12 protein-coding genes and 1 tRNA gene are annotated in these 16,990 nt (G+C 67.3%); 8 read left to right on the top strand and 5 right to left on the bottom strand.

The window, feature by feature from the left end:
- Positions 1-71: 71 nt before the first annotated feature.
- The 4 genes from trpC to lgt are packed head-to-tail and all read left to right on the top strand — an operon-like array spanning position 72 to position 4,545.
- Positions 72-890, top strand: coding sequence for an indole-3-glycerol phosphate synthase TrpC (trpC, locus tag H7J86_RS30250; protein ID WP_090357838.1), 819 nt, complete (start codon positions 72-74; stop codon positions 888-890).
- On the top strand, positions 891-2,150 hold the full coding sequence (gene trpB / locus H7J86_RS30245) for a tryptophan synthase subunit beta (protein WP_090357837.1): 1,260 nt from the start codon (positions 891-893) through the stop codon (positions 2,148-2,150).
- Positions 2,147-2,935, top strand: a complete 789-nt coding sequence (gene trpA, locus H7J86_RS30240; protein WP_090357835.1) for a tryptophan synthase subunit alpha — start codon at positions 2,147-2,149, stop codon at positions 2,933-2,935. The genes trpB and trpA overlap by 4 nt, the downstream gene beginning before the upstream one ends.
- On the top strand, positions 2,932-4,545 hold the full coding sequence (gene lgt / locus H7J86_RS30235) for a prolipoprotein diacylglyceryl transferase (protein ID WP_267295483.1): 1,614 nt from the start codon (positions 2,932-2,934) through the stop codon (positions 4,543-4,545). The genes trpA and lgt overlap by 4 nt, the downstream gene beginning before the upstream one ends.
- Before the next feature lie 33 nt (positions 4,546-4,578).
- On the opposite strand, the gene H7J86_RS30230 is transcribed toward lgt, so the two are convergent.
- The 4 genes from H7J86_RS30230 to H7J86_RS30215 form a co-directional block, all read right to left on the bottom strand.
- Complete coding sequence (locus tag H7J86_RS30230; protein ID WP_267295481.1) at positions 4,579-6,009, bottom strand: DUF222 domain-containing protein; 1,431 nt, start codon at positions 6,007-6,009, stop codon at positions 4,579-4,581.
- Positions 6,010-6,103: 94 nt separating this feature from the next.
- Positions 6,104-6,400: a Rieske (2Fe-2S) protein gene (locus H7J86_RS30225; RefSeq protein WP_267295479.1), complete on the bottom strand. Its 297-nt coding sequence runs from the start codon at positions 6,398-6,400 to the stop codon at positions 6,104-6,106.
- A gap of 60 nt (positions 6,401-6,460) precedes the next feature.
- On the bottom strand, positions 6,461-8,929 hold the full coding sequence (gene nirB / locus H7J86_RS30220; protein WP_267295477.1) for a nitrite reductase large subunit NirB: 2,469 nt from the start codon (positions 8,927-8,929) through the stop codon (positions 6,461-6,463).
- On the bottom strand, positions 8,926-9,282 hold the full coding sequence (locus H7J86_RS30215; protein WP_090357829.1) for a molybdopterin oxidoreductase: 357 nt from the start codon (positions 9,280-9,282) through the stop codon (positions 8,926-8,928). The genes nirB and H7J86_RS30215 overlap by 4 nt, the downstream gene beginning before the upstream one ends.
- 213 nt (positions 9,283-9,495) lie before the next feature.
- Here H7J86_RS30215 and H7J86_RS30210 point away from each other — a divergent pair, with 213 nt between their 5' ends.
- The 3 genes from H7J86_RS30210 (at position 9,496) to H7J86_RS30200 (ending at position 15,393) form a co-directional block, all read left to right on the top strand.
- The gene (locus tag H7J86_RS30210; RefSeq protein WP_090358219.1) at positions 9,496-10,905 is read left to right on the top strand and encodes a nitrate/nitrite transporter; all 1,410 of its coding nucleotides are present in this window, start codon (positions 9,496-9,498) and stop codon (positions 10,903-10,905) included.
- Positions 10,906-11,026: 121 nt separating this feature from the next.
- The gene (locus H7J86_RS30205) at positions 11,027-15,070 is read left to right on the top strand and encodes a bifunctional nitrate reductase/sulfite reductase flavoprotein subunit alpha (protein WP_267295475.1); all 4,044 of its coding nucleotides are present in this window, start codon (positions 11,027-11,029) and stop codon (positions 15,068-15,070) included.
- A 122-nt stretch (positions 15,071-15,192) separates the two neighbouring features.
- Positions 15,193-15,393: a hypothetical protein gene (locus H7J86_RS30200; protein WP_167159509.1), complete on the top strand. Its 201-nt coding sequence runs from the start codon at positions 15,193-15,195 to the stop codon at positions 15,391-15,393.
- A gap of 92 nt (positions 15,394-15,485) precedes the next feature.
- Here the strand turns inward: H7J86_RS30200 and H7J86_RS30195 are convergent.
- A tRNA-Leu gene (locus H7J86_RS30195) sits at positions 15,486-15,571 on the bottom strand.
- 38 nt (positions 15,572-15,609) lie between these two features.
- Between H7J86_RS30195 and H7J86_RS30190 the strand changes: the two genes are divergently transcribed.
- Positions 15,610-16,989, top strand: coding sequence for a M20/M25/M40 family metallo-hydrolase (locus H7J86_RS30190; protein WP_267295473.1), 1,380 nt, complete (start codon positions 15,610-15,612; stop codon positions 16,987-16,989).
- Position 16,990 lies beyond the last annotated feature (1 nt).

Below are 16,990 nucleotides of genomic sequence, written 5' to 3'. Positions count from 1 at the left end.
CAGCGTCGGCGACTAGCCTCTAGGCAGACGAATCCGGGTGCGTCCCGGCTGACGGAAATGGACGGTGGCTCATGAGTTCGGGGAACGTGCTCGACTCCATCATCGAAGGAGTTCGCGCCGACGTTGCCGCTCGTGAAGCTGCGGTTCCGTTCGCGGACATCAAACAACGCGCCAAGGATGCACAGCCGCCGCTGGATGTGATGGCAGCGCTGCGCGCACCGGGTATCGCGGTGATCGCCGAAGTGAAGCGGGCCAGCCCGTCGCGCGGTGAGCTGGCGTCCATCGCCGACCCGGCGCAGCTGGCCAGTGCCTACGAGGCAGGCGGCGCCCGCGTCATCAGCGTGCTGACCGAAGAGCGCCGCTTCCGCGGCTCGCTCGACGACCTGGACGCGGTGCGTGCCGCGGTGTCGATTCCGGTGCTGCGCAAGGACTTCATCGTCGGGCCGTACCAGATTCACGAGGCTCGCGCCCACGGCGCCGATATGCTGTTGCTCATCGTCGCGGCGCTGGAACAGCAGGCGCTCGAGTCGATGCTGGACCGCACCGAGTCGCTGGGAATGACCGCCCTGGTCGAGGTGCACACCGAGGAAGAGGCCGACCGTGCCCTGCAGGCCGGTGCGACCCTGATCGGGGTCAACGCCCGCGACCTCAAGACCCTCGAGGTCGACCGCGACTGCTTCGCCCGGATCGCCCCCGGCCTGCCCAGCAGCGTCATCCGGGTGGCCGAGTCCGGGGTGCGTGGCACCGCCGACCTGCTGGCCTACGCCGGTGCCGGTGCCGACGCGGTGCTGGTCGGCGAAGGCCTGGTCACCAGCGGTGACCCCCGCAGCGCCGTCGCAGACCTGGTCACCGCGGGTGCCCATCCGTCCTGCCCCAAACCTGCCCGGTAGATGGCCGATATCGCCGGCCCGCAACTGCCTCGCATGAGCGCGGCGGTGGCCGAAACCACACGTCATGACCCCGACGCCAAGGGCCATTTCGGCGCCTATGGCGGACGCCTGGTGCCCGAGGCGCTGATGGCCGTCATCGAGGAAGTCACCGCCGCATACGACAAGGTGCGCCGCGATCAGTCCTTCCTCGATGAGCTCGACCGGCTGCAGCGGCACTACACCGGCCGTCCCTCGCCGCTGTACGAGGCGGCCCGCCTCGGTGAGCACGCCGGCGGCGCCCGGCTGTTCCTCAAGCGTGAGGACCTCAACCACACTGGGTCGCACAAGATCAACAATGTGCTCGGGCAGGCGCTGCTGGCCAAGCAGATGGGTAAGACCCGCGTCATCGCCGAGACCGGTGCCGGTCAGCACGGGGTCGCCACGGCGACGGCGTGCGCACTGATGGGTCTGGAGTGCGTCATCTACATGGGCGCCGTCGACACCGCGCGCCAGGCCCTCAACGTGGCCCGGATGCGGCTGCTCGGCGCGAAGGTCGTTGCGGTGGAGTCCGGTTCGAAGACGCTCAAGGACGCGATCAACGAGACGTTCCGCGACTGGGTCGCCCACGCCGACGACACCTACTACGCCTTCGGTACCGCGGCGGGGCCGCACCCGTTCCCCCTGATGGTGCGCGATTTCCAGCGGATCATCGGGTTGGAGGCGCGCGCGCAGATCCTCGAGCAGGCCGGCCGGCTTCCCGACGCGGTCACGGCGTGTGTGGGCGGTGGGTCCAACGCGATCGGCGTCTTCCACGCGTTCATCGACGATCCAGCAGTCCGGCTGATCGGTTTCGAAGCCGCCGGCGACGGGGTGGAGACCGGGCGGCATGCCGCCACCTTCACCGGTGGTTCGCCCGGCGCCTTCCAGGGCTCGTTCTCCTACCTGTTGCAGGACGAGGACGGCCAGACCATCGAATCGCATTCGATCTCTGCGGGTTTGGACTATCCCGGGGTGGGTCCGGAGCACGCGTTGCTCAAGGATGTCGGCCGTGCCGAATACCGGCCGATCACCGATACCGAGGCGATGGACGCGTTCTCGCTGCTGTGCCGTACCGAGGGCATCATTCCCGCCATCGAGTCGGCGCACGCTGTGGCCGGTGCTCTGAAACTGGGCGTGGAACTGGGCCCGTCCTCGGTGATCGTGGTGAATCTGTCGGGTCGCGGTGACAAGGATGTCGAGACCGCCGCCACATGGTTCGGGCTACTGGACGGTGATTCGTGAGCCGATTGGGGCATCTGTTCGACACGTGCCGTGCCGAGGGGCGTTCCGCACTGATCGGATACCTCCCGACCGGCTATCCGGATGTGGACACCTCGATCTCGGCGATGACCGCACTCGTCGAATCGGGTTGTGACATCGTCGAAGTCGGTGTGGCGTACTCCGATCCGGGGATGGACGGGCCGACGATCGCCAAGGCGACCGAGGTCGCGCTGGCCGGCGGCGTCCGGGTGCGTGACGCCTTGCGCGCCGTCGAGGCCATCAGCAGTGCCGGTGGGCGTGCCGTGGTGATGACGTATTGGAATCCGGTGCTGCGTTGGGGTGTGGACGCTTTTGCCCGTGACCTCGCATCGGCCGGCGGGTTGGGTTTGATCACGCCGGATCTGATTCCGGATGAGGCGGGGGACTGGGTGGCGGCGTCCGAGAAACACGATCTGGATCGCATCTTCCTGGTGGCACCCTCGTCCACCCCGGAGCGGCTGGCCGCGACCATCGAGGCCTCGCGCGGGTTCGTCTACGCCGCGTCGACGATGGGTGTGACCGGCGCGCGCGATGCGGTGTCCAACGCGGCGCCCGAGTTGGTGCAGCGGATTCGGGAGATCTCCGATATCCCCGTCGGCGTCGGGTTGGGCGTGCGCTCGCGTGCCCAGGCCGCCGAGATCGGCGCCTACGCCGACGGCGTGATCGTCGGATCGGCGCTGGTGTCCGCGCTCGACGACGGCATTCCCGCGGTGCGGGCCTTGACCGCCGAGCTTGCCGAGGGCGTGCGGCAGAGGATTCCCGCATGACAGAGACGGTTCTCGCGTACTTCCCGACTCCGGCCCAGGGCGTGTGGCATCTGGGCCCCGTGCCGATTCGCGCGTACGCGCTGTGCATCATCGCCGGGATCGTCGCCGCGCTGATCATCGGCGACCGCCGGTGGGTGGCGCGCGGTGGTGAGCAGGGCGTCATCTACGACGTCGCGCTGCTGGCGGTGCCGTTCGGCCTGGTCGGTGGCCGGCTGTATCACGTCATGACCGACTGGAAGACCTACTTCGGTGACGGCGGTGCCGGGCTCGGTGCGGCGTTCCGGATCTGGGACGGCGGTCTCGGTATCTGGGGTGCGGTGGCCCTCGGTGCGGTCGGTGCCTGGATCGCCTGCCGGATGCGCGGGATCCCGTTGCCCGCGTTCGGCGATGCGGTGGCGCCCGGCATCATCCTGGCGCAGGCGATCGGGCGGCTCGGCAACTACTTCAACCAGGAGCTGTACGGTCGGGAGACGACGCTGCCGTGGGGTCTGGAGATCTACGAGCGCCGCGACGCCAGCGGTGCGTTGAACACCTTGAACGGTGTGTCCGACGGACAGCTGGTGGCGGTGGTCCATCCGACGTTCCTGTACGAGCTGTTGTGGAACGTGCTGATCTTCGCGCTGCTGCTGTGGATCGACAAGCGCTTCAACATGGGTCACGGACGGCTGTTCGCGCTGTATGTGGCCGGATACTGCGTGGGCAGGTTCTGGGTCGAGCTGATGCGCAGCGATCCGGCGTCCATGCCCGTCGACGGCATTCGGGTGAACACGTTCACCTCGACGTTCATCTTCGTCGCGGCGGTGGTGTACATCATGGTCGCGCCCAAGGGCCGGGAGGACCCGGCGTCGCTGCGCGGCAACCAGGATGACGAGTCCCCGGTCGACGACATCCTGGCCAAGGAACTGGCAGCGGTCGGAGCGACCACCGGTGTGGTGGCGGCCGCGACCGTCGCGGGTGCCGCGGAAGCCGAAGACGCCGCCGCGGTGGGCGATACCGAGGACGCGGACATCGTCGAGGAGGCGGAAGCCGCCGACGAGGCCGAAGAGCCCGTGGATGCGGACACCCTCGAGGTGGCCGAGGAACCGGAGCCTGTTGAGGCCGCCGAGTCGGACGATGACGCTGCGCAATCTGACCTCGGCGCCGAGTTGGAAGCGGCCGCGGAGTCGCTGGCCGCCGCGACGTCGCTGGTGGCCGTCAGGTTGACGAAATCGGCTGTTGGCAAAGCTGAGTCCGAGGCTGAGCTGGCCGAAGGTGATTCGGCTGAGGACGTCGACGAGCAGACGGCAGCGGACGCTGCGGTCGAGGACGCCGAGGCCGCAGCCGACCTGCAGGGTGATTCGGCTGGCTCGGAAAGCGAAGCTCAGGAATCTGATCTCGGTGCCGAGTTGGAAGCGGCCGCGGAGTCGCTGGCCGCCGCCACGTCTCGGGCGGCTGCCGGGTCGACGAAGTCGGCCGAAGGCGATGAGCCCGAACCGGTGGTCAAGCCCGAACCGGTCACCGAAGCCGAACCTGCGGACGACGCCGCCGAGGTGAAGCCGCAACCGCCGGCCACCGCAGCACCTGCGACGGCTGAACCGCGCAAGCCCCGTTGGTGGCGCCGCAACGGTTGAGCGGCACGCCCGTTCCACACGCGACAGTGTCGCTCACGGATCGTCGCCATCGTCCCTCCTGAGGAGTTCTTCGGGGTGGAAGTGGTGGTTGGTGTGGTCTTGACCCGTGTCCAGTAGTGGCGGTGGCGTCCATTCGGCGCGGCCGGTGGTGGGGTTGATGTGGGTGCTCCAGCCGCTGGTGTAGGCCAGCCGGTTGTCGGGTCCGCAGCCCAGCACGAGGGTGTCGGCGTCGGTGTGTCCACCGGCTGACCAGTCTTGGGTGTGATTGGCCTGGCAATGGTCGGCCGGGGCCATACAGCCGGGTCGGGTGCAGCCGCGGTCGCGGGCGATCGCCACCAGCCGCTGTGCGGGGGAGGCCAGACGTTTCGTGCGCCCCAGGTAGAGCGGTTGGGCGGTGTGGCGGGCGAACAGCAGAAAGTAGTGATGGGCGTGGGCGGCCAGGCGCATCAGGTCCGGGATCGCGATCTTCACCCCGCTGCTGGTGCGGGCCACCCCGGCACGGCTTTCCAGCTCCGCCAAGGTGGTACTGATGACGACGGTGACCGGCAACCCGCCGTGGCGGCCGAGTTTCTTCGACATCAGCATCTCGCGGCACAAGGCTTTGAAGGCGTCGTGGCTGCGCCGCGCCGGGGTGCGGGTATCGCGGGCGGCGGCCTCGGCCAGGCGCTGTGACGCCTCGGGGTCGTCGGGGGTGCCGGGGTCCAGGGGGTTGGGGACGGGGTTGGCGATCGGGTTCGTATCGGCGGGGTTGTTGACTCCCGGTGCCGCCCAGCCGGATTCGATGGTCTTCCAGTAGGCGGCGGTTTCGGCGTCGAGATGGCCCGAGACTCGGTAATTGCCGTCGGCGTCCTGGGGTCCCAGCCGTAGTCCGGGTTGATGGACGGGATAGTCGGGGCCGGGGCCGTCCTGGTTGAGCAGATACAACAACTCGCCCCCGGCCGCTTTGACCGTCTCGGGTGGGTTGGTGGCCGCGAGCCCGACCAGTTGCTGCTCGAGGGCGGCGCATTGCGGTGCGCCGGTGTAGCGCTGCGCTTTGCGCAGCACCTCGCGGATCACCTCGATATGACCGAGGTTGATGGCCCCGCCGGCCAGGGCGGCCGCACACCCCGGCAGCACCGGATCCAGGGTCTGCCCGCCGATGATGTGGCGCGGTCCGAGGTCCTCGGCGTCTTTGACCCGCGCCTTGGCCGCCGACTGACTGATCCCCAACCGCAGCGCCAGGATGTCGACCCAGGATTTCCCGCCGATCTCCTTGGCGGTGGCCCGGCCCTGCAACGCGGCCAGAATCCGGTGATCGACACCGGCGCTGATCCGGGCGAGGTGCTCACGCCGGGACTGCAACTCCAACAACTCCGCGGTATCGAACCCGGTGAATCCCACCGCGGCCAGCGACTCACACGCGACGGCATAGGCATCGACAGCAGCCAACACCGCTTCACGATCCACCACCGCATCCGAAAGCATGTTCGAATGCTACGTGGCGGCGCCGACCGGGTCAGAAGTTATCCACAAGACCAAAACTTATCCACAACAACATATTTCGCCCTTGCGAAACGGTTCACGTCGTGATCTGGATCTGCCCGTCCACCTCGGCCACCGGGTAGCTGCGCACCGGATCACCGCCGGACACGTCCAGCCCGGTACACAGATCGAAGGTCGCACCGTGTAGCGGACACACCACCACGCCGTCATCGGCAAGCCCATCGGCGAGCGGGCCACCCTTGTGCGGGCAGACCGCATCCAGTGCCCGCAACGACCCGTCCCGCAGCCGGAACACCGCGATCTGGGTGTCCGCGACGGCGAACGTCCGGCCCTCCCCGGGCGGTATCTGCGACACCGGTCCGAGAATGCTCATCGGGGTCCTCGGCTCTTCGCGCAGGCGCTCATCGCGGCACTCGGCTCTTCGCGCAGGCGCTCATCGCACCGGAACCTGGGGGAGCGGCAGCAACGGAAGCGAACTCCGGAATTGACCCTCGCTCACCGGTTTCTGGCCATCCAGCCACGGATCCCGATAGGCGTCAACGGATTTCTGCATACGCGCGTCCAGGCCTTCGGCCAACCCGAGCGCATCGTCGACCACCACCGCACGGATGTGGTCGATGCCCACCCGGGGCACCCAGGCGTACGTGCGTTCCAGCCAGTTCGCGTCCTCCCGGTAGAACTGCAGGAATCGCCCGGTCAGCGTCATCACCGTCGCCGCGTCGTCGACGGTGGTCAGCAGGTCGCCCTTGCGGATATGCGCACCGGCCGCCCCACCCACGTAGATCTCCCACCGGCCGCCGTCGACCGCCACCACGCCCAGGTCCTTGCACAGGGCCTCGGCGCAGTTGCGCGGGCATCCCGTGACGGCCAACTTCATCTTCGCCGGGCTGGCCAACCCCTGGTAGCGCTCCTCCAGAGCGATGCCCAGTGCCGTGGAGTCGCCGACACCGTAGCGGCAGAAGTCGCTGCCCACACAGGTTTTCACGGTGCGGAAGCTCTTGCCGTACGCGTACCCCGACGGCATGTCCAGATCGGCCCATACCGCGGGCAGATCCTCCTTGCGGACGCCCAGCAGGTCGATACGCTGCCCCCCGGTGCACTTGATCATGGGTATCGCGTACTTGTCGGCGACATCGGCGATCTTGCGCAGCTGATCGGAGTTGGTGACGCCGCCCTTCATCTGCGGCACCACCGAGAACGTGCCGTCGCGCTGAATATTGGCGTGCACCCGGTCATTGATGAAACGCGCATCGCGCTCGTCCACGAATTCGTCGGCCCACATCATCTCCAACAGCGAGGCCAGCGCCATCTTCGAACCGGCGTCCACCCGCCCGTCGGGTGCCAGGGCGGCGAACACCGAAGACACCGAATGTAACTGGAGCTCACGCACCAGCGTCATCAACGATGCCTTGTCGTACGGGACGCCCGGCACATACCAGGACGCCGACGGATCCTCGGTGACGGCACCGCCGGCCGCCCACTCGACGATCTGGCCGACCAGTTCCTTGCAGGAGCCGCAACCTTTCCCCGCCTTGGTCTTCGCCATCACGCCCGACAGCGATGTCTCGCCGGCCTGGACGCAGGACACCAGCGCGCCCTTGGAGACCCCGTTGCAGTTGCAGACCTGCGCATCGTCGGCCAGCTCCGAAACACCCACGGCCACCTCGGGAGTCCCGATATCAAACATCAGCGACACGCGCTCCTCGGGCAGCGGCAGTCCGCTGTCGAAAGCCTGCGTCAGGAACGACACCTTGGACACATCGCCGACCAGGGTCGCGCCCACCAGCTTGCCGTCCCGGATCACGATGGTCTTGTACACCCCGTGCCGGGGTTCGGAATACTGCACGAACTCGTCGTCGGGCAGTTCGGGTGCCTTGATGCCCATCGACGCGACGTCGACGCCGGCGACCTTGAGCTTGGTCGCGGTGCGTGAACCTCGGTACGCCGCACTGGTGTCGGTGCCGGTCAGGTGGTCGGCCAGCACGGTGGCCTGCTCCCAGAGCGGCGCCACCAACCCGTACACCTGACCGCGGTGCTGGGCGCATTCGCCCACGACGTAGACATGGTCGTCGTCGACGGAGCGCATATGGTCATCGACCACGATGGCCCGCTCCACGGTCAATCCGGCGCGTTGGGCCAGGCCGACGTTGGGCCGGATGCCCGCGGCGATCACCAGCATGTCGCAGTCGATGACGCTGCCATCGGAGAACACGATCCCGGACAGCTTGCGGTTCTCGTCGACCAGGACCTCGGTGGTGCGCTTGTCGGTGTGCACGGTGATGCCGATACCTTCGACCGACCGGCGCAGGATGGCGCCGGCCGCGTCATCGAGTTGCGCATTCATCAGCGTCGGTCCGGCGTGTACGACGTCCACGGCCACACCGCGGTTCTGCAGTCCGCGCGCGGCCTCCAGGCCGAGCAGGCCACCGCCGATCACCACGGCCTTCGTCCGGTTGGCCGCCTCGTTGATCATCCCCATGCAGTCGTCCAGCGTGCGGAATCCGAACACGCCGTCGGCCAGGTTCTTGTCGTCGGCCCACAGCCCCTTCATCGGCGGGAAGAATGAGCGGCTGCCGGTGGCCAGGATCAGGTCGTCATAGCGGATGGTCGAGCCGTCGTCGGCATGCACCAGCCGGGCGTAAGTATCCAGTCGGACCACCCGCACCCCGGCCCGCAGATCGATGGCGTTCTCGGTGTACCAGTCCAGCGCGTTGAGGTAGATCTCCGCCGAGTCATCGCTGCCGGCAAGCACATTGGACAGCAGGATACGGTTGTAGTTGCCGTAGGGCTCGTCCCCGAACACGGTGATGTCGAAGATGTCGCCACCGCCGCGGGCCAGGATCTCCTCGATCGCGCGGACGCCGGCCATCCCATTGCCCACGACGACCAGCCGTCGCTTCACGGGATCTCCACCAGGCCCAGGTCCACCACAACCGTCCCGGAGATACCGGCCGGTGCCGCGACGGAGAGCTCCAGCACGGTGTCCCCGAGCAGGTCCTCCACCACCCGCAACGCCACATGGGTGGCGCCCTTGGCGGCGATGGGGAAGTACCTCATCGGGGCGCCGTCGCGGAACAGCACCACCGTGATCAGTTCGTCGGTCGAGTTGCCGCCCCGGAAGTACACCGGCTGTGCGATGGCGCCGGCGGGCACCACATACCGCAGCGAGTCGTCGATCAGTTCCGGTTTGTCAAGTCCGGCCCCTTCGAAAGCGAAGGCGCCCTGCAGGAATCGTGGTGTACTGCCATCGCTCATGCTTCAGCGAACGTAGGGGGGCTTTGTTTCGGATTCGTTTCCACGGTGCAACGGCGGTGAATACCGTTGCGCACGAAGCGTGATCCACGCGGTGTGAGTAGGTGTTGACAAGCCCGACACGGTGGTGCAATGGGTGCGGAATGGCGCGGGCCTAGCTTTTGGGCAACCAACTTTTGAGCAACCAAATCCGTACTGGGGAAGGACGCCGTGACCATGTTGACCCGCGACCGTGACATCGAGCACTGGGACGCCGAGGACGTCGACGCCTGGGAGGCCGGTGGGAAGCAGGTTGCGCGACGCAACCTCATCTGGTCCATCTTCGCCGAACACGTGGGCTTCTCGGTGTGGTCCATCTGGTCGGTGATGGTGCTCTTCATGCCGCAGAACGTGTACCACATCGACGCCGCCGGAAAGTTCTATCTGGTGGCCATCCCGACGCTGGTGGGCGCCTTCATGCGGATTCCGTACACCGTCGCACCCGCCCGGTTCGGCGGCCGTAACTGGACCGTCGTCAGTGCGCTGCTCCTGCTCATCCCGACCGTGCTCACCTGGTGGGCGATGAAGAATCCCGGGACGACGTACACCGAGTTCCTGATCATCGCGGCCTTCGCCGGTTTCGGTGGCGGTAACTTCGCGTCCTCGATGACCAATATCAACGCCTTCTACCCGCAACGGCTCAAGGGCTGGGCGCTGGGCCTGAACGCGGGTGGCGGGAACATCGGGGTGCCGGTGATCCAGCTGCTCGGCCTGCTGGTCATCGCCACCGTCGGCAACACCGCACCCGAAATCGTCTGCGCCACCTACCTTGTGCTGATCGGCCTGGCCTCGATCGGTGCCGCGCTGTTCATGGACAACCTGCGCAACCAGAAGTCGAACCTCGGCGCGATGGTCGAAGCGATGCGGTTCAAGCACTCGTGGGTGATGAGCTTCCTGTACATCGGTACGTTCGGCTCGTTCATCGGCTTCAGCTTCGCGTTCGGGCAGGTGCTGCAGATCAACTTCCTGGCCGGTGGCTCCACCGCTGCGCAGGCCTCGCTGCACGCCGCGCAGATCTCCTTCCTCGGGCCGCTGCTGGGCTCCATCTCGCGACCCATCGGCGGCAAGCTGGCCGACCGCATCGGTGGCGGCAAGATCACGCTCTACGTCTTCATCGCGATGATCTTCGCGGCCGGAGTCCTGGTGACCAGCGGCACCCTCGACGACGCGATGAAGGGCGCCCCCACCGGCGGCCAGATGGCCGCCTACGTCATCGGTTTCATCCTGCTGTTCATCCTGTCCGGGCTGGGCAACGGTTCGACCTACAAGATGATCCCGTCGATCTTCGAGGCGAAGGCCGCCGACCACGACGACTGGAGCCGTGAGGAGAAGGCGTCGTGGGCCCGACGGATGTCGGGTGCCCTGATCGGCTTCGCCGGAGCGATCGGCGCCCTCGGCGGGGTGTTCATCAACATCGTGCTGCGGGCCTCCTATGTCAGCGATGCCAAGTCGGCGACCAACGCCTTCTGGGTGTTCCTCGGCTTCTACGTGATCTGCGCGGTGGTGACCTGGTTCGTCTTCCTGCGCATCGCGCCGGTCAAGCCGAAGATCAATGAGGAGTTGCCGGAATCGGTCGCTACCGCCTGAGCTGCGGAAACTCGGCCTCACAGTGGGCTCACCGAGGGGTGGGGTCGCCTGTGAGGTCGAGTTTTCGTCGCGCTAACGTCGCCTCAAAGGAACCGGAACACTGGCAGCAGACGATGTGCACATGTCGGTGAAAACGCGGACCGCGTGCTCGTATTGCGGGGTCGGCTGCGGCATCGAAGTCACCACCAAAGCCGACCCGGTCAGCGGGCTCCCGGTGATCGCCCAGGTCAACGGGGACAAACTGCATCCGACCAACTTCGGCAGGCTGTGCACCAAGGGCGCTACCCACGCCGAGTTGATGGCCGCCACGGACGGCCGGCTGACCGCGGCGCTGGTGCGCGCCGAACGCAGCGCCGAGGCTGTCTCCACCCCGGTCGACGAGGCCGTCGCCGAGGCCGGCCGCCGGCTGCGCGCCATCATCGACGAGCACGGCCCCGATGCGGTGGCGCTCTACGTCTCGGGCCAGATGTCCATCGAAGCCCAGTACCTGGCCACCAAACTGGCCAAGGGCTACCTGCGCACCGTGCACATCGAGTCGAATTCGCGCCTGTGCATGGCCAGCGCGGGCACAGGTTACAAACAGTCCCTGGGAGCCGACGGGCCGCCCGGTTCCTACACCGACTTCGACCACGCCGACCTGTTCTTCGTCATCGGCGCGAACATGGCCGACTGCCATCCCATCCTGTTCCTGCGGATGGCCGACCGGATCAAGGCCGGCGCCAAGCTCATCGTGGTCGACCCCCGGCGCACCGCCACCGCCGACAAGGCCGACCTGTACCTGCAGATCAATCCCGGCACGGATCTCGCGCTGCTCAACGGGTTACTGCACCTACTCGTCGACAACGGCGATATCGACGAGCAGTTCATCGCCGAACACACCCAGGGCTGGGCGGACATGCCGGCGTTCCTCGCCGACTACCCACCCGCCCGGGTCGCCGCGATCACCGGTATCCCGGAGGCCGACATCCGCACGGCCGCAACCATGATCGCCGAGGCCGGCGAGTGGATGACCTGCTGGACCATGGGCCTGAACCAGAGCACACACGGCACCTGGAACACCAACGCGATCTGCAATCTGCACCTGGCCACCGGTGCCATCTGCCGTCCCGGCAGCGGCCCCATGTCGCTCACCGGCCAGCCCAATGCCATGGGCGGTCGCGAAATGGGCTACATGGGACCGGGTCTGCCGGGCCAGCGCTCCGTGCTGTCGGCCGAGGACCGTGCGTTCTGCGAGGAGCAATGGGGACTGGAGCCCGGCACCATCCGCACCGATGTCGGACCGGGCACGGTCGCGATGTTCGAGCAGGCCGCCGCGGGGGATATCAAGGCCTGCTGGATCATCTGCACCAATCCCATCGCCTCGGTGCCCAACCGCAGCACGGTGATCACCGGCCTGGAGACCGCCGAACTCGTGATCACCCAGGATCCGTATCACGACACCGCCACCAACAGGTACGCCGATATCGTGCTTCCGGCTGCCCTGTGGGCCGAGTCCGATGCCGTGATGATCAACTCCGAACGCAACCTGACCTTGTTACAGCAGTCGGTCCCGCCGCTGGGCGACGCCCGCCCGGACTGGGAGCTGATCTGCGCGGTGGCCGGATCCCTGGGTTTCGGTGACGATTTCGACTACAAGTCCAGCTCGGACATCTTCGACGAGATCCGCCGGTTCGCCAATCCGCGTACCGGTTATGACCTGCGCGGTGCCAGCTACGAGCGGCTGCGCGAGACGCCGCTGCAATGGCCGTGCCCGCCGGAGGACGCCGAGGACCGCCATCCCATCCGGTATTTGAATGACGGTGTGTCCCAGACCCTGTTCGTCGACGGCGCCGGGAACCGGCCCCGGCTGGCCTTCGCGACGCCGTCGCGCAAGGCGGTGTTCTTCGCGCGGCCGCATATGGACGCCCGGGAGTTGCCCGACGACGACTACCCCATGGTGCTCAACACCGGACGTCTGCAACACCAGTGGCACACCATGACCAAGACCGGCCGGGTCGCCAAATTGAACAAGCTCAACGGCGCGCCCTTCGTGGAGATCCACCCCGATGACGCGGCCGCGCAGGGCATCACCGAGCACTGCCAGGTGGAGTTGACCTCGCGTCGCGGGCGGGCGGTGCTGCCGCCGGTGATCACCGACCGGGTCCAGCCGGGCAGCGTGTGGGTGCCGTTCCACTGGAACGACGAGCACGGCGAACATCTGACCATCAACGCTCTCACCAACGACGCGGTGGACGCCGACTCGCTGCAGCCCGAACTCAAGGTGTGTGCGGTGGCGCTGCGCCCTGTCGCGCCGGTGCTGCCCACCGCGACGAGCCACCCGCTGGCAGAGGCACTGGGACTGCACGGTGTCGCCGTGGACCTCACCGACGACGAAAAGGTCTACGTCGCAGGATTTCTCAGCGGTCTGAGCGCCGGCCCCACCGGGACGCCGGTACTGCCCGGAACCGCACCCGTGCGCCCCGCGGCGCGATTGTGGATCGACGGTCTGCTCGCCGGCATGTACTCCCGGACCGGCGCAGCGGTGGGCGATACCGCTGTGCTGGAGGCCGTGACACCGGGCCCGCTGGTGTTGTGGGCGTCGCAGACCGGCACCGCGGAGGAGTTCGCGGCACAGGTGGCCGGCCGGCTCACCGGTGCACGGTTGGTGACGATGAACGATGTCACGCTCGACGAACTGGCGACGGCCGGCGAAATCCTGATCGTGACAAGTACCTTCGGTGACGGCGGCCCGCCGGATAACGGGGCCGACTTCTGGCAGCGCCTGGACTCGGCCGACGCGCCCGCACTGCCGGGGCTGCGCTACGCGGTGCTGGGTATCGGGGACCGGGCCTATGACAACTTCTGCGGGCACGCCAAGACGCTCGATGCCCGACTGGCCGCGCTCGGTGCCACCCGGGTGCTCGACCGCGTCGAATGTGAGGCGTACGACGACGCCCCGATGAAGGCCTGGGCCGAGCAGGTCGCCGGCATCGTCGGGGCGGATACGCCGCCGGCGCCGAGCACCCCCGTGCTGACCACGACCACGACCATATCCGGCACCGGGCCGGTGCCGCTCAGCCGGAACGCACCGTTGCTCGCGCCGCTGAGCCGCAATATCCGGCTCACCCCGGAGTCGGCACGAAAAGAGGTGCGCCAGTTCGGCTTCGACATCTCCGAACATGTCGCCGAACACGGTACGAGCTACGCGGCGGGGGACTCCCTGGGCGTGTTCGTCACCAATTCCGATGCGGCGGTGGCGTCCTGGCTCGCCTGCACCGGGCTGACCGGCAGTGAGATCGTGGAGGTCGACGGCGCCGACACCGACCTGCGCAGTGCGCTGACATCCTCCTACGACATCTGTCGCATCACCCCCAACCTGCTGCGCTTCGTCGCCGAACGCCTGCCCAAGGCAGCCAGACGGCTGCGCGGGCCCAAGGAGGAACTCGACAGGTGGCTCGGCGGGTGCAACGGCCTCGACATCGTCGAGGAGTTCAGGGTCGACGCCGAGGCGCACGAGTGGCTCGACGCCCTGGTCCGGCTCACCCCGCGGCAGTACTCGATCTGTTCGAGCCCCCTGGTCAGCCCCACCGAGGTCCAGTTGACGGTGTCCGTCGTGCGGTACCAGAGTGCGCGCGGAACACCACGGCACGGTGTCGCGTCGACCTATCTGGCCGACCGTGCACACTCCGCGCCCGTCTTCATCCAGCGTTCGCCCAACTTCCGGCCGCCTGCAGAGTCGCAGACACCGATGATCATGGTCGGCCCGGGTACCGGGATCGCGCCGTTCCGGGGCTTCCTGCAGGAGCGGCGTGCGCTCGGTCACACCGGCCGCAACTGGTTGTTCTTCGGAGACCAGCATCGCTCCGAAAACTTCTACTACCGTGACGATCTGGAGCACATGGTCGCCGACGGTCTGCTCAACCACCTGGACCTGGCGTTCTCCCGGGACCAGGCCGCGCGGATCTATGTGCAGCACAAGATGCTCGACGCCGGTGCCGAACTGTGGCGGTGGATGGAGGACGGCGCCCATTTCTACGTGTGCGGTGACGCCGCACACATGGCCAAGGATGTCGACGCGGCACTGACGACCATCATCAAGCGGCACGGCGGGCTGTCCGACGAGCAGGCCCACGACTACAAACGTGAGCTGGTCGCCGACAAGCGCTATGTCCGAGACGTGTACTGAACGGCCCCAACCCAATAGACACCTCGGCAGGCGAATAAATCCCGCGCCGTGATTGTTACTTCCACGTAACAGTGATCTATGCCCGGACCGCGAGGGCGGATCGGGGAAGGGGAGATATACCGATGAGTTGGCATCAAGGCGACGTCGTCACCGCCTGCCGGCAGATCGAGGAGATGGATGTGCCGGCCGTGCCCGAAGGCACCGAGGGCACCGTCGAGAAGACAACAGTGTTCGGCCGGCCGAAGAAGGTGTGCTTCACCGTGCGCACCATCTGGGGCAAGAAGCGGGCGTGCGTGAACGTGCACCGTGGAGACGTCGGATAACGACAGACCGGGCGGTACCTGGCCGGCAATGATGCCGGTCAGGTACTTCTCTGTGTGAGAGCGGCTTCGCCGCTCGAATCGATCTTTCGTTGTGTCCGAGGGGGGACTTGAACCCCCACGCCCGTTAATAGGGCACTAGCACCTCAAGCTAGCGCGTCTGCCATTCCGCCACTCGGACCAGCCCACCTCATCGTGTGGGGCGCTTAAGGCTAACGGATGCCCCCGGGTTGGCCCAAACCGAGTGCCGCGTCAGGTGGTAGGAAAGGGGACGTGACAAGACCCGAAGACGAAGTGGTCGATCTCGTCAGCAGCCTCATCAGGTTCGACACCTCCAATACCGGTGATCCGGACACCACCAAGGGCGAGGCCGAGTGCGCGCACTGGGTGGCCGCCCAACTCGAGGAAGTGGGCTACGAGACCGAGTACATCGAAGCGGGCGCACCGGGGCGCGGGAACGTGTTCGCCCGGCTGCCCGGCCGCGACCGCAGCCGCGGGGCGCTGCTGATCCACGGCCATCTCGACGTGGTGCCGGCCGAGCCGGCCGACTGGAGCGTGCACCCGTTCTCCGGGGCCGTCGAGAACGGTTACGTGTGGGGCCGCGGCGCGGTCGACATGAAGGACATGGTCGGGATGACGCTGGCCGTCGCCCGGCATCTCAAGCGCGAGGGCATCGTCCCGCCCCGGGATCTGGTGTTCGCATTCGTCTCCGACGAGGAGCACGGCGGCACCTACGGCTGCCAGTGGCTGGTCGACCACCGACCGGATCTGTTCGAGGGCATCACCGAGGCGATCGGGGAGGTCGGCGGGTTCTCGCTGACGGTGCCCACCAGGGACGGCGGCGAGAAGCGGCTGTACCTCATCGAGACGGCCGAGAAGGGGCTGTCCTGGATGCGTCTGGAAGCCCGCGGGCGCGCCGGGCACGGCTCGATGGTGCACGAGGACAACGCCGTCACCACCATCGCCGAAGCCGTGGCCCGGCTCGGCAAGCACGAGTTCCCGATCGTGCTCGCGCCGTCGGTGGCGGAGTTCCTCGCCGCGGTGTCCGAGGAAACCGGCTATGAGTTCGATCTCGACTCGCCGGATCTCGACGGCACCATCGCCAAGCTCGGCGGGATCGCCCGCATCGTCGGCGCCACGCTGCGCGACATGGCCAACCCGACCATGCTCAAGGCCGGCTACAAAGCCAACGTCATCCCCGCCACGGCCGAGGCCATGGTGGACTGCCGGGTCCTGCCCGGCCGCAAGGAGGCCTTCGAGCGGGAGATCGACGAGCTGATCGGGCCGAACGTCACCCGGACCTGGGAACGCGACCTTCCCTCGGTGGAGACCACCTTCGACGGCGACCTGGTCGATGCGATGAACGCCGCCCTGCTGGCGGCAGATCCGGGTGCCCGCACCGTGCCCTACATGATGTCCGGAGGGACCGACGCGAAGGCTTTCTCCCGCTTGGGTATTCGCTGTTTCGGCTTCGCGCCGCTGCGGCTGCCGCCCGATCTGGATTTCCCCGCGCTGTTCCACGGTGTCGACGAACGGGTACCCGTGGACGCACTACAGTTCGGGGCGAGAGTCCTGCACCAGTTTCTTACCAACTGCTGAA

Origin of the sequence: Mycobacterium hackensackense (assembly GCF_025822555.1) — a bacterium.
Classification (GTDB): domain Bacteria; phylum Actinomycetota; class Actinomycetes; order Mycobacteriales; family Mycobacteriaceae; genus Mycobacterium; species Mycobacterium fluoranthenivorans.
This window is presented reverse-complemented; position numbering and strand designations above follow the sequence as displayed.

Excerpts from the sequence above, each read along its gene's own strand:
- trpC (WP_090357838.1), top strand. The coding sequence starts at position 72 with ATGAGTTCGGGGAACGTGCTCGACTCCATCATCGAAGGAGTTCGCGCC.
- trpB (WP_090357837.1), top strand. The coding sequence starts at position 891 with ATGGCCGATATCGCCGGCCCGCAACTGCCTCGCATGAGCGCGGCGGTG.
- lgt (WP_267295483.1), top strand. The coding sequence starts at position 2,932 with ATGACAGAGACGGTTCTCGCGTACTTCCCGACTCCGGCCCAGGGCGTG.
- H7J86_RS30230 (WP_267295481.1), bottom strand. The coding sequence starts at position 6,009 with ATGCTTTCGGATGCGGTGGTGGATCGTGAAGCGGTGTTGGCTGCTGTC.
- H7J86_RS30225 (WP_267295479.1), bottom strand. The coding sequence starts at position 6,400 with ATGAGCATTCTCGGACCGGTGTCGCAGATACCGCCCGGGGAGGGCCGG.
- H7J86_RS30215 (WP_090357829.1), bottom strand. The coding sequence starts at position 9,282 with ATGAGCGATGGCAGTACACCACGATTCCTGCAGGGCGCCTTCGCTTTC.
- H7J86_RS30210 (WP_090358219.1), top strand. The coding sequence starts at position 9,496 with ATGTTGACCCGCGACCGTGACATCGAGCACTGGGACGCCGAGGACGTC.
- H7J86_RS30205 (WP_267295475.1), top strand. The coding sequence starts at position 11,027 with ATGTCGGTGAAAACGCGGACCGCGTGCTCGTATTGCGGGGTCGGCTGC.
- H7J86_RS30200 (WP_167159509.1), top strand. The coding sequence starts at position 15,193 with ATGAGTTGGCATCAAGGCGACGTCGTCACCGCCTGCCGGCAGATCGAG.
- H7J86_RS30190 (WP_267295473.1), top strand. The coding sequence starts at position 15,610 with ATGCCCCCGGGTTGGCCCAAACCGAGTGCCGCGTCAGGTGGTAGGAAA.